Raw genomic sequence first — 12871 nt, forward strand, 5'->3', positions numbered from 1 at the left:
CCCCTCCACCCGTGCCCTCCTTACGTCAGTGATCCCTACGATCTCCGCGACGACGAGAGAGCAAGATGAGTGTGTACGTGAGGTGAGTACGCTGCTCGGGCTCCCTCCCCCCTTGCGGGGGAGGGTTGGGGAGAGGGGTGAGCCCCGGGCTGGATGTCGAGATTGAGATCAGGCAACAGCAACGCGGTGCGCTATCTCCACAGCACCACTCACATCCGCATCACCGCCTGGCGATCGATCTTCCCCGTACCGGTCTTGGGCAGCTCGTCGATGAATTTCACCTCGCGCGGATATTTATAAGGCAGCAGCTTCGTCTTGACGTAGTCCTGCAGCCGCCGCGTCGCCTCGTCGCTGTCGAAGCCGGCCTTGTTCATCACCACCACGGCCCGCAGCGTCATGCGTCGGTCCGGCAATTCGGCGGCGTAGACGGCGCATTCGCGGACGTCGGGGTGATCGGCGAGGCAGAGTTCGACTTCCAGCGGGTAGACCCACTGGCCGGAGATCTTGATCAGATCGTCGGCGCGGCCGCGGAAGAAATGGAAACCGTCGCTGTCGCGCATGAAGCGGTCGCCGGTGTAGATCCAGCCGTCCTCGCGCACGGTCTCGGCGGTCTTGTCCGGTCGGTTCCAGTAGAGCGGGGTGGCGGAATCGCCGCGCACCCACAGGATGCCTTCCTCATTGTCGCCGACCTCGCGGCCGTCGCTGTCGCGCAGCATGATCTCGTAGCCGGGGACGCGTAGGCCCGCGGCGCCGAGCTTCTTCTGCTCCGCGCGGTTGCTGAGATAGACGTGCAGCACCTCGGTCGACCCGAGGCCCTCGATGATCTCGAGCCCGGTGAGCTGCTTCCAGCCGTTGAAGACCTCGGCCGACAGCACCTCGGCTGCCGAGACCGCCATCCGCAGCGAGGAGAAATCGGCAGCGTCCGCGCCCTCGGCCTTGGTCAGCGAGATATAGAGCGTCGGCAGGCCGAAGAACACGGTCGGCCGGTACTGTCCGATCGCCGCGAAGATCGCGGCCGGCTTCGGCTGGCCCGGCAGCAGCAGCGTGGCCGCACCGACAGAGAAGGGAAACGTGATCGAATTGCCGAAACCGTAGGCGAAGAAGATCTTCGGCACCGAGAAGCAGATGTCGCCGGGCTTGAGCTTCAGCACGCTGCGTGCGAAGGCGCGCTCGCTATAGGCCATGTCGTGCTGCAGATGCACGATGCCCTTGGGGCGGCCGGTCGAGCCCGACGAATACATCCAGAACGCCATCTCGTTGCGGTGGGTGTCGGCCGCGTCCAGCTCGGTCGGAAAGCTATCCAGCCATTCGCCGGCGTTGCGTGTCCCGGCCACGGCGTGATCGCCTGCGATGCCGTTCACCACGACCAGCGTGCGCAGCGGCGTGTCCTTGCAGGCCTCCGCATTGAAACGCGTGCAGAATTCGGCATCGGTGACCGCGACCTGCGCGCCGGCGTCGGACAGATAGAATTGGAGCAGCTCCGGTGTCGTCAGCGTGTTGATGAGCAGCGGCACGAAGCCTGCCCGCACCGCGCCGAAGAATGCCGCGGGGTAGGCCGGGGTGTCGTCGAGGAACAGCAGGATGCGGTCGCCGCGTTTCAGTCCGAGCGACAGGAAGGCGTGGCCCCAGCGCGCCGCGTCGGCGCAGAGTTCGCGATAGGTCCGCGTGCCGGCCGGGCCGGTCAGCGCCAGGCGTTCGGCGTTTCCGTTGCCGAGATTGTCGAACAGGATGCGGCTCACATTATAGCGTTCGGGGATCGTAAAGCCGATCTCGCGCGCACCGGGGTTGTCCTGCGGAACCTGGTCGGTGATCCCGGTCATGATTGTCCCTTTGCGGTTTCGTAGCGGGCCATGAACCCGGGCGACATCGCGCGCAGCCGCGCGTCGTCGATCCGGCCGGAGCGGGTGATGTAGCTGTAGGCGAAGTCCATCAGGTCGAGCTTCATGTGCACCGGGAAATGCTCGTACCAGTCGGCGCTGGTCCGCGCCGCGGTGACGAGCTTCTTCACGATCGGCTTGCGCTCGCTCTCATAACGTTGAAGCGCGGCGGCGATGCCGCCCTCGCTCTCCAGTGCCTTGGTCAGCGCAATCGCGTCCTCGATCGCCAGCCGCGTGCCCGAGCCGATCGAGAAATGCGCGGAATGCAAGGCGTCGCCGATCAGCACCATGTTGCCGTGGGACCAGCGCTCGTTCCAGATCCACGGAAAATTGCGCCACACCGATTTGTTCGAGATCAGCCGGTGGCCGTCCAGCGTCGCGGCAAATACCTGTTCGCAGATCGCCTGCGATTGCTCGATGCTCTTGTCGGCGAAGCCGTAAGCTTCCCAGGTCGCGGCGTCGCATTCGACCAGGAAGGTGCTCATGTCCTTCGCATACCGATAGTGATGGGCGTTGAAGCTGCCGCGCTCGGTCGCCACGAAGGTCTGCGACAGCGTGGCGAAGGGTTTCGTGGTGCCGTACCAGGCGAATTTGTTGGAGGAATGCGAGACCGACGCGCCGAAGGCAGCCTCGAAGCCACGCCGGACCATCGAGTTCAGCCCGTCGGCGGCGACGATTAGATCGTAACCGCTGAGTTGATCGAGGGACTGCACCACGGTGTCGAAGTGCGGCGTGACGCCGGCGCTGCGCACGCGCTCCTGCAGGATCGTCAGCAGCTTGAGCCGGCCGATCGAGGAGAACCCGACACCGTCGATCTCGACGCTCTCGCCGCGCAGATTGAGGGTGATGTTCTTCCAGCTCTCCATCCCGGGCGCGATGGCATCGACTGTCTCGGTGTCGTCGGCGCGCAGGAAGTCCAGCGCCTGCTCGGAGAACACCACGCCGAAGCCCCAGGTGGCGCCGGCCGCGTTCTGCTCGAACAGGTCGATCTCGGCGTCAGGATGACGCTTCTTCCAGAGATAGGCGAAATAGAGCCCGCCGGGCCCTCCGCCGATCACGGCGATCCGCAACGTCTGCCTCCCAGATTGACAGTGTACTTACAATTTGGGTCCAGACTAATAGCCCTCCGGCGGGAACGCCAGAGGGAAAATGCGCGCGCGCGTCTATCCTGCTGGCGCCGAAAAGCTCAGTAGCAGCGGCGGACCTTGACCCCGCCGACCCATACCCAGCGGCAGCCGGCGACGGGCGGCCTTCGCACGACGACCGCGCCGCGATAGCCGGCGCATCCGGCGCGATAGACGCCGCGGGCGCAAACCACCGCATTGGCATCGGAGGACTCAAAGGTCATGGTCGCGGCAAAGGACAGCAGGGCTGTGGCGATCAGCAACATCGAACGCATGAGATTCCCTTTCCCGGGCTGAGGTACAGGTTGGCCTGTCGGTGACAACAAGGTGCTACGGCTTCGTACCCGGCAAAGCGCCGGGCACATGTCGTCTCACGCCCGCGCTTTTTAATTCTTTTCCGCTTCAGCCAGCACTTTCTTGCAGGCGGGCGTCAGCTTGTCGCTTTCCTTGGCGAGGCAGGCGATGATGCGCCCGCCCCCGGGCGTCACGCTTTTGCAGAACTTCTGGTAATCGCCCATGCACGCGTCGCGTTGTGCGTTGGTTAGCTCCTGGGCGTAGACGGCGGTCGAGCCGCAGAGCAGCGCGGTGGTCAGGACAACACGCAGCATTGTTCGCTCCTTCTTCCGGTCAGTCGCTTGGCAACAAGCTCACCGCGCCGCGAACGGCGCCAGCACGTCGCGGCATCCCGGCGAGAGCGAACCGGCATTGGTCGCCAGGCATTGCACGATCCGCCCGCCGCCTGGTTGGACACCGCCGCAGATCGAGCGGACATCGGCGCCGCAGGCCGAGCGCAGCACGAACAGTTCTTCGCGCGGCCGCAGCGGCCGCAACACGATCACGGCTGGCGCCGCCGGTGCTGCGGCGGGTGCAGCCGTCGTGGCAGCGCCCGCGGCCGGTGCGGCGCCACCGCCGCCGCCGGCAGCGGCCACCGCCTTCTCGCAGGCCGGCGACAGCTTCGCCTTGTTCTTTTCGAGGCACTGCAGTGCCGGTGCGCCGCCGGTCGGCACACCCGCGCAGACCTTGGGATAATCGGAGCGGCACGCGCTGCGGATCGCGGAAATCTGCGCGCTGGACGGCGCCCCGGCGGCCTTCGGTGCCGCGGCCTCCGCGGCGGGCTTGGCCGTCGTCGCGGCCGGAGCTGCGTCGGTCTTGGCTGCCGCGGGCGCAGCGGCCGGCGCTTCCACGGCCTTCACTGCGCCGGCGCAGCCCGGTGCGAGGCTTGCCATGTTCTTCTGCAAGCATTGCAGTGACGCTTCGCCGCCCGGCGGAACGCTTGAGCAGTGTGCGATGTAGTCGTTGCGGCATTGCGACTTGATGGCGTCGCGCTGCGCCTGGCTCGGCGCCTGCGACAAGGCCGGCGCGGCGCTCATGATTGCCGCAAGCGCAAGCCATGCGGACAGCTTCGTTGCACGTGTCGACGCATCGATCATCTGAATAAATCCTCTCGTTGCGCCGGAAGCATCCAGCTCAACTGAACGGAGTTTTGAAAATGTCTTGCTCAAATAACCTCGGCGAGCGCCATCATTTTCGCTTTCGAGTTCCGCTGCAAGCGGATTGTTGCTATGGATGCAGCATGCGGATTTTTTTGCCCGCAGCGACGTTTTTGAATTAGGTCATTTGAATCGAGGCTCGGAAATGAGGCATGCGTACGCATCGGCACATTTCAGTCAGAGCGATTTTGTGCGGCTGCGAGATGCGAGACCGGCACGCGCGGCTTTGGTCATATCGGCCTTCGTCAGTTTAAGTGCCTGCGAGCAAAACAGTTTTGTTGCGCCGCCGCCGCCCAAGGTCGAAGTTGCGCCGCCGGTGCAGCGCGCCGTCACACGTTATCTGGATGCCACCGGAAACACCGCGCCGATCAAGACCGTCGATCTGGTCGCGCGCGTGCAGGGCTTCCTTCAGTCGATCGACTATCAAGATGGCTCCTTCGTGAAGCAGGGGACCACGCTGTTCACGATCGAGCCGGAGACCTACAAGCTGAAGCTGGAGCAGGCGCAGGCTGCCGAAGTCGGCGCGCAGGCGACGCTGAAGCAGGCCGAGTCCGATTTCAAGCGCCAGCAGGATCTGGTGCAGCGCCAGGCGGTCTCGCAGGCGACACTGGAAAACTCGACCTCGACGCGAGACAACGCCCAGGCCAATCTACAACAGGCCCAGGTCAACACCAGGATCGCCGCGGTCAATTACGGCTACACCAACGTGGCGGCGCCGTTCGACGGCATCGTCAGCACCCATCTGGTGTCGATCGGCGAACTGGTCGGCGTGGCCTCGCCCACCCAGCTTGCCACCATCGTGCAGCTCGACCCGATCTATGTGAACTTCAACGTCAACGAACAGGACGTGCAGCGGGTGCGCGACGAAGCGCGCAAGCGCGGCATGACCGCGAACGATCTCAAGTCATTACCGGTCGAGGTCGGCCTGCAGACCGAGACCGGCTATCCGCACAAAGGCAATCTCGATTACGCGTCTCCGACGCTCAACCAGTCGACCGGAACACTGGCGGTTCGCGGCTTGATACCCAATCCCGATCGCGTGCTGCTGCCCGGCTTCTACGTTCGCGTTCGCGTGCCCTTCACCAAGCAGGACAACGCGCTGCTGGTGCCTGACGTCGCGATCGGCAGTGACCAGTCCGGCCGCTACGTGCTGGTCGTCAATGCCGAGAACGTGGTCGAGCAGCGCAAGGTGACGACCGGTCAGCTCGACGACGGGCTGCGCGTCATCGAGAGCGGACTGAAGGCCGATGACCGTATCGTGACCGCCGGGCTGCTGCGCGCGATTCCGGGGCAGAAGGTCGATCCGCAGATGCAGAAGGCCGACGCGACGCCGGCATCGGCCAAATAGGACGCACGCGCCATGATCTCGAAATTCTTCATCGAGCGGCCGGTCCTTTCCAACGTCATCGCGATCCTGATGATCCTGATCGGCGGCGTCGCGCTGTTCAATCTCGCGGTCGCGCAATATCCCGATGTGGTGCCGCCGACCGTCCAGGTGACGACGCGCTATCCCGGCGCGTCGGCAAAGACCGTGATCGACACCGTGGCGCTGCCGATCGAGCAGCAGGTCAACGGCGTCGAGGACATGCTGTACATGCAGTCCTACAGCGGCGCCGACGGCACCTACACGCTGACGGTGACCTTCAAGATCGGCACCGACCTCAACTTTGCGCAGGTGCTGGTGCAGAACCGCGTCTCCTCGGCGCTGTCGCAGCTGCCGACCGCGGTGCAGAACCAGGGCGTCACGGTGCAGAAGCGATCGACCTCGATCCTGCTGTTCGTGACGCTGACCTCGCCGAACAAGACTTATGACAGCCTGTTCCTGTCGAACTATGCCACCATCAACATCCGCGACGAGCTGTCGCGTCTGCCGGGCGTCGGCAACGTCACCGTGTTCGGTGCGGGACAATATTCGATGCGGGTGTGGCTCGATCCGAACAAGCTGCAGGCGCGCGGGTTGATGCCGCAGGACGTCATCCAGGCGATCCAGCAGCAGAGCCAGCAGGTCACCGCGGGCCAGGTCGGCGCGCCGCCCGCCCCGCAGGGGCAGGCGTTCCAGTACACGCTGAACGTCAACGGCCGGCTCGACGACGCGAGCCAGTTCGAGAACATCATCGTCAAGACCGGCAATGTCGGCGACGTCATCCGCATCCGCGATCTCGGCTCGGTCGAGCTCGGCGCGCAGACCTACAGCCAGGTGTTCTCGCTCAACCAGAAGCCGGCCACCGGCATCGGCGTGTTCCTGTCGCCCGGCGCCAACGCGCTGCAGGTCGAGAAGGAAGTGCAGAAGAAGGTGGCGCAGCTCGCCAGGCAGTTCCCGCAGGACATCCAATACGACACCCCGTTCGACACCACGAAGTTCGTCAACGCCTCGATCGAGGAGGTCTACAAGACCCTGATCGAGGCCGGCCTGCTGGTGCTGGTCGTGATCCTGGTGTTCCTGCAGGACTGGCGGGCGATGCTGGTGCCCGCGACCACGGTGCCGGTCACCATCATCGGCGCGTTTGCGGCGATGGCCGCGCTCGGCTTCACCATCAACCTGTCGACACTGTTTGCGATCGTGCTGGCTATCGGCATCGTGGTCGACGACGCCATCGTGGTGGTCGAAGGCGCCGCGCACAATATCGAGCGCGGCATGTCCGGCCACGACGCCGCGATCAAGGCGATGGACGAATTGTTCGCGCCGATCGTCGGCATCACGCTGGTGCTGATCTCGGTGTTCCTGCCGGCGGCCTTCCTGCCGGGGCTGACCGGCCGGATGTACGCGCAATTCGCCCTGGTGATCGCGGCGACCGCGTTGCTCAGCGCCGTCAATGCCGCGACCTTGAAGCCGACGCAATGCGCGCTGTGGCTGCGGCCGCCGGTGCCAGCGGAGCAACGCAATTTCTTCTACCGCGGCTTCAACGCCGTCTATGACCGGGTGGAGCGCGGCTATACGCGGCTGGTCGGCGGCATGGCCGGCCATGCCAAGACCTCGGTCCTCGTCGCCCTGATCCTGATCGGGATTGCCGGCTACGGGCTGTCACGGGTGCCGACCGGCTTCATTCCGATCGAGGACCAGGGCTATCTGCTGGCCGCCGTGCAGCTGCCCGACGGCGCCGCGATCGATCGCACCCAGCGGGTGCTCGATCAGGTCACCGAGATCGCGCGCAAGACGCCGGGTGTCGAGCAGGTGGTCGCCATCGCCGGCATCTCCGCGCTCGACAACTCGTCGAGCCTAGCCAATGCCGGCGTTGCCTATGTGATCCTGAAGGATTGGGGTTCGCGCGGCCCCGGCGAGGATCTGCGCTCGCTGGTTTATGGCCTCAACGACAGGCTGGCGGTGATCCCGGAGGCGCGCATCCTGGTGATCCCGCCGCCGCCGATCCAGGGCATCGGCAACGCCGCCGGCTTTGCCATGCAGGTGCAGCTCCGTGACGGCAACGCCGATTACGGCAAGCTGCAGGCGGTCACCGGCGCCGTCGTCAGCAATGCGCAGACGCAAAGTGCGCTGCAGCGGGTGCAGTCGTCGTTCCGCTCGATGGTGCCGCAGTTCGACGTCCAGGTCGACCGCGTCAAGACCGAGACGCTGCACGTCACCACTGACCAGATCTTCTCGACGCTGTCGTCCTATCTCGGTGCGAGCTACGTCAACCAGTTCACCAAGTTCGGCCGCACCTTCCAGGTCTACACCCAGGCCGATGCGCAATACCGCCTGACGCTGCGCGACATCGAGAACATGATGGTGCGCAACAGCAATGGCGACATGGTCCCGCTCGGCACCGTGGCCAAGATCACGCCGTCGGTCGGGCCGTCGCTGATCAGTCTCTATAATCTCTATCCGTCCGCAACCATCATCGGCCTGCCGTCGCAGGGCTACAGCTCCGGCCAGTCGATGACGCTGATGGAGGAGATCGCCGCCAAGACGCTGCCGCCGGGCACCGGGTTTGAATGGACGGCGATGTCGTACCAGGAGAAGGAGGTCGGCAGCCAGATCTACTTCGTGTTCGCGCTGGCGCTGTTGCTGGTCTACCTCGTGCTCGCCGGACAATATGAGAGCTGGTACGCGCCGATCTCGGTGATCCTGGCGGTGCCGCTGTCGCTGCTCGGACCCATGCTGGTTCTGACGTCGCTTCGGATCGAGAACAATCTCTACACCCAGATCGGCACCATCCTGCTGATTGCGCTGTCGGCCAAGAACGCGATCCTGATCGTCGAGGTCGCGCTCGAGCATCACATCCGCGACGGCAAGCCGGTGCTGGAGTCGGCGATCGACGCGGCGCGCGCGAGATTCCGGCCGATCCTGATGACGTCGTTTGCCTTCATCCTCGGCGTGCTGCCGCTGGTGCTGGCGACCGGCGCCGGCGCCAACGCCCGCAAGTCGATCGGCATCACGGTGTTTTCCGGAATGATCGCCTCGACCTGCCTCGCCGTGCTGTTCGTGCCGGCGTTCTTCGTCGTGGTCCAGAGCTTCGAGAACCGGCGCAAGGCGAAGAAGGACAAGACCGCCGCGCCGCAGCCGGCAGCGGAAGCGCCTGGCACGGTGCATTAGCTCCGCGCACCAAACTCAATCCCCGTCACCCTGAGGAGGCCGCGAAGCGGCCGTCTCGAAGGGTCGACGGCCCGACCGTCTCCGCGCCGCGGTATCTGGGCCGTGCATGCTTCGAGGCGCGCAAGAGCGCGCACCTCAGCATGACGGAACTGAGAGCTTTCGCTCTTACACCTTCACCATGCGCTTGCCGCGGTTCTCGCCGGCGAGCAGGCCGATCAGCGCCTGCGGCGTGTTCTCGATCCCGTCGATGACGTCCTCCTGCACCTTGAGTTTGCCCGAGGAGACCCAGGATTGCAGGTCGGCGAGCGCGGCATCGCGCTGGTCCATGTAGTCCATTACGATGAAGCCCTGCATGATCAGCCGTTTCACCACGATCAGGCCGGGCACGCCGCGCGGGCCGTGCGCCGAGGGCACGCCGTCATATTGCGAGATCGCGCCGCAGCAGGCGATCCGGCCGCGGTTGTTCATCTGCGCCAGGCAGGCCTCCAGGATGTCGCCGCCGACATTGTCGAAATAGACGTCGATGCCCTTGGGGGCCGCCGCGCGCAGTGCCTTGTAGGTGGCGCCGTCCTTGTAATCGACCGCGGCGTCGAAGCCGAGCTCCGAGGTCAGCCAGTGGCATTTGTCCGCGCCGCCGGCGATGCCGACCACCCGGCAGCCCTTGATCTTGGCGATCTGGCCGACGATCGAGCCGACCGAGCCGGCGGCCGCCGACACCACCACGGTCTCGCCCTCCTTCGGCTTGCCGACATGGAGCAGGCCGAAATAGGCGGTCAGGCCGGCAACGCCGTAGACGCTGAGCAGGTGCGTCATCGGCTCGAGCTTCGGCATCTTCGCCAGGTGCTTGGCGGGCACCGCGGCATAGTCCTGCCAGCCGGTGTCGCCGAACACGATGTCGCCCGGCTTCAGGCCGGGGTCATTCGAGGACACCACTTCGGCGATGCTGCCGCCGGCCATCACGGTATTGGCTTCGACCGCAGCGCGGTAGGTGGCGCCGTGCATCCAGGCGCGGTTGGCGGCGTCGAGCGAGATGTAGCGCGTCCGCACCAGCGCCTCGCCGTCCTTCGGCGCGGGGACCGCCCCCTTGGTCAGGCGGAAATGCTCGGGGCCAAGCTTGCCGGTCGGCTTTTCAACAAGCAGGATCTGGCGATTGACGGTGTCGTTCATGGATGTCTCCCCCTTGCGTTGGTCGTTTCGAATGCAGTTGGCTGCCGCGTGCGCAGTTCATTGCACAGATTGTGCGCTGCATGAACGCTAGTCTGCGCGCTGGCATTCCACAACGGGAACGTTTCGGCAAAGTCCCGCCCAACGCGAAGCGTGTTGCGTAGCTGCGTAAATCTGCCACACTTGCCGCTCGTCGGGAACTTACGGGGGTAAGAGAATGTCGAACAGGTTTACGCAGTACATCCTGCTTGCGATGGTCCTTGGCATCGCGATGGGGACGATCGTCTTCAACTATATGCCTGACAGCCGCGCCGAGATCGCAGCCGACGTCAACCTGATCGCGATGCTGTTCCTGCGCCTGATCAAGATGATCATCGCGCCCCTCGTCTTCGCAACCCTCGTCGGCGGCATTGCCCATATGGGAAGCGGCGCCAAGCTCGGGCGCATCTTCGCCAAGACCATGGGCTGGTTCGTCTCCGCCTCCTTCGTCTCGCTGCTGCTCGGCCTCGTGATGGTCAATCTGCTGCAGCCCGGCGCCAACTTCCCCGGCACGCTGCCCGACAAGGCGCAGTCGACCGGCCTGCCGGTCTCGGCCTTCTCGATCGAAAAGTTCCTGACCCATTTGATCCCGACCTCGATTGCGGATGCGATGGCGCAGAACGAGATCCTGCAGATCGTGGTGTTCGCGGTGTTCTTCGCGGTGGCGCTCGGCGCCATGCCTGAGCGGGCCAAGCCGATCATGAGCCTGATCGACGACCTTGCGCACATCATGCTCAAGGTCACCAGCTATGTGATGTTGTTCGCCCCAATCGCGGTGTGGGCCGCGATCATGGCGACCGTTTCGAAGAACGGGCTCGGCGTGCTCTGGAAGCTGATCGTCTTCATGGGCGGCTTCTACCTGTCGCTGCTGATCCTGTGGGGCATCCTGGTCGCGGTCGGCTTCGTCGTGATCGGGCCGCGTTACAGCCATCTGCTGCGGCTGATCCGCGAGCCGCTGATGATCGCGTTCTCGACCGCCTCGTCGGAGGCGGCCTACCCGAAGACGCTGGAGGGGTTGAACAGGTTCGGCGCCTCCTCGCGAATCTCGGCCTTCGTGCTGCCGCTCGGCTATTCGTTCAACCTCGACGGCACGATGATGTACTGCACCTTCGCGAGCATCTTCATCGCGCAGACCTACCACATCGAGATGTCGCTCGGCACGCAGCTCGCGATGCTGGCCACCCTGATGATCACCTCGAAGGGCGTCGCCGGCGTGCCGCGCGCGTCGCTGGTGGTGATCGCCTCGACGCTGTCGCAGTTCGGCATCCCCGAGGCCGGCCTGCTGATGATCATGGGTATCGACACCTTCCTCGACATGGGCCGCAGCGCCACCAACGTGATCGGCAACTCGCTGGCGACTGCCGTGGTCGCCAAGTGGGAGGGCGAGCTGAAGGCCGAGCACGAGCTCGGGCCCGACGACGCGGTGCCGCAGGACGCGGTGCCCGGCGCCGTGATGGCCGGCCATTGACGGGAGGGATGCATGCATCGCGCCCGCTGGAGGCCGATACGGGCTGAGGTGCCTCTGCTGTCGACACGCCTGCTGTCAGCGTGCCTGCTGGCGGCAAGCCTGCTCGCCGGACCAGCCCTGGCACAGCCGGCGGGCGAGGGGCTCAGCCCCACGCTCGCCAACATCAAGGCCACGCACACGGTGCGGATCGGCTATCGCGAGAGTTCGCCGCCGTTCTCGTTCCTCGATCACTCCAACCGGCCGATCGGCTACAGCCTCGAGCTGTGCGACGCGATCGTCGACGAGATCGGGGCCGAGGTCGACGACGCCAATCTCAAGATCGACTACGTCAAGGTCACCTCCGACGACCGCATTCCGGCGGTCGTCGACAAGAAGATCGACCTCGAATGCGGATCGACCACGGCGAATTCGGAGCGCGGCAGGCTGGTCGCGTTTTCGCCGCTGATGTTCGTGGCCGGTACCAAGCTGATGGTGCCGAAAGCCTCAGGCGTCAACCAGGTTGCCGACCTGAAGGGTAAGACGGTGGTGGTGACCAAGGGCACCACCAACGAGCAGGCGATGCACAATGTCGACGCCAAGCAACAGCTCGGCCTCAACATCGTCACCGCGGGCGATCATGAGCAGTCCTACCAGATGCTGGTGGACGGCAAGGCGGACGCGTTCGCGACCGACGACATCCTGCTCTACGGCCTGATCGCGCGGCACAAGTCGCAGGACAAATTCCGCGTCACCGGCGACTATCTGTCCTACGATCCTTACGGCATCATGTACCGCAAGGGCGAGCCGCAGATGAAGGACGTGGTCGAGCGCGCGTTCCGCAAGCTCGCCTCGAACCGCGACATCATCCCGCTCTACAACAAATGGTTCGTCGCCCGCCTGCCGACCGGCGAGAAGCTCAACGTCGCGCTGTCACCACAGCTCGAAGAAGCCTTCAAGGCGCTCGACGATTCGGCGGGCGGCGCGAACTAGCCTTCGCATTTCGACCTCTCCCCGAGTGGGAGAGGTCGAAAATCCGCCGCGGCTGCGTTCACCGCCAATGCCGAGGCGAAACATCCAGACCCCGGCGGACGCAGAATCCCTGCCCATGGAACCACGGGCAGGAGACCGGAGGGGGGACCTTGATTAGCGGCTAGTCAGGGAGGTGGCATTTCAGCCGGAGCAGCACGCCGCGGCCGAAA

Annotated in this window: 10 protein-coding genes; 4 read left to right on the forward strand and 6 right to left on the reverse strand. The window is 65.0% G+C overall.

Features of this window, described 5'->3' with window-relative positions; all coding sequences use genetic code 11:
* Nucleotides 1–209: 209 nt before the first annotated feature.
* From FNJ47_RS38500 to FNJ47_RS38520, 5 genes are all read right to left on the reverse strand, one after another.
* On the reverse strand, nt 210–1820 hold the full coding sequence (locus FNJ47_RS38500; protein WP_165446056.1) for a benzoate-CoA ligase family protein: 1611 nt from the start codon (nt 1818–1820) through the stop codon (nt 210–212).
* Nucleotides 1817–2947: an FAD-dependent monooxygenase gene (locus tag FNJ47_RS38505; RefSeq protein WP_163161053.1), complete on the reverse strand. Its 1131-nt coding sequence runs from the start codon at nt 2945–2947 to the stop codon at nt 1817–1819. Before FNJ47_RS38505 ends, FNJ47_RS38500 begins: the two co-directional genes overlap by 4 nt.
* A 116-nt stretch (nt 2948–3063) precedes the next feature.
* Nucleotides 3064–3276 carry a hypothetical protein gene (locus tag FNJ47_RS38510; protein WP_163161054.1) on the reverse strand — a complete coding sequence of 71 codons (213 nt, stop codon included), beginning with the start codon at nt 3274–3276 and terminating at the stop codon, nt 3064–3066.
* Between the two features lie 111 nt (nt 3277–3387).
* The gene (locus tag FNJ47_RS38515) at nt 3388–3609 is read right to left on the reverse strand and encodes a cysteine rich repeat-containing protein (protein WP_163161055.1); all 222 of its coding nucleotides are present in this window, start codon (nt 3607–3609) and stop codon (nt 3388–3390) included.
* A gap of 39 nt (nt 3610–3648) precedes the next feature.
* On the reverse strand, nt 3649–4431 hold the full coding sequence (locus tag FNJ47_RS38520; protein WP_163161056.1) for a cysteine rich repeat-containing protein: 783 nt from the start codon (nt 4429–4431) through the stop codon (nt 3649–3651).
* A 250-nt stretch (nt 4432–4681) separates the two neighbouring features.
* Here FNJ47_RS38520 and FNJ47_RS38525 point away from each other — a divergent pair, with 250 nt between their 5' ends.
* Together FNJ47_RS38525 and FNJ47_RS38530 are read left to right on the forward strand one after the other, a co-directional pair.
* Nucleotides 4682–5839 carry an efflux RND transporter periplasmic adaptor subunit gene (locus FNJ47_RS38525; protein WP_347341768.1) on the forward strand — a complete coding sequence of 386 codons (1158 nt, stop codon included), beginning with the start codon at nt 4682–4684 and terminating at the stop codon, nt 5837–5839.
* Between the two features lie 12 nt (nt 5840–5851).
* Complete coding sequence (locus FNJ47_RS38530; protein ID WP_163161058.1) at nt 5852–9022, forward strand: efflux RND transporter permease subunit; 3171 nt, start codon at nt 5852–5854, stop codon at nt 9020–9022.
* Between the two features lie 165 nt (nt 9023–9187).
* On the opposite strand, the gene FNJ47_RS38535 is transcribed toward FNJ47_RS38530, so the two are convergent.
* Complete coding sequence (locus FNJ47_RS38535; protein WP_163161059.1) at nt 9188–10189, reverse strand: NADP-dependent oxidoreductase; 1002 nt, start codon at nt 10187–10189, stop codon at nt 9188–9190.
* Nucleotides 10190–10403: 214 nt separating this feature from the next.
* On the opposite strand from FNJ47_RS38535, the gene FNJ47_RS38540 reads away from it, so the two are divergent.
* Both FNJ47_RS38540 and FNJ47_RS38545 read left to right on the forward strand, forming a co-directional pair.
* The gene (locus FNJ47_RS38540; RefSeq protein ID WP_163161060.1) at nt 10404–11693 is read left to right on the forward strand and encodes a dicarboxylate/amino acid:cation symporter; all 1290 of its coding nucleotides are present in this window, start codon (nt 10404–10406) and stop codon (nt 11691–11693) included.
* A gap of 12 nt (nt 11694–11705) precedes the next feature.
* Complete coding sequence (locus FNJ47_RS38545; RefSeq protein WP_163161061.1) at nt 11706–12662, forward strand: amino acid ABC transporter substrate-binding protein; 957 nt, start codon at nt 11706–11708, stop codon at nt 12660–12662.
* Nucleotides 12663–12871 lie beyond the last annotated feature (209 nt).

Origin of the sequence: Bradyrhizobium uaiense (assembly GCF_010811875.1) — a bacterium.
GTDB lineage: Bacteria > Pseudomonadota > Alphaproteobacteria > Rhizobiales > Xanthobacteraceae > Bradyrhizobium > Bradyrhizobium uaiense.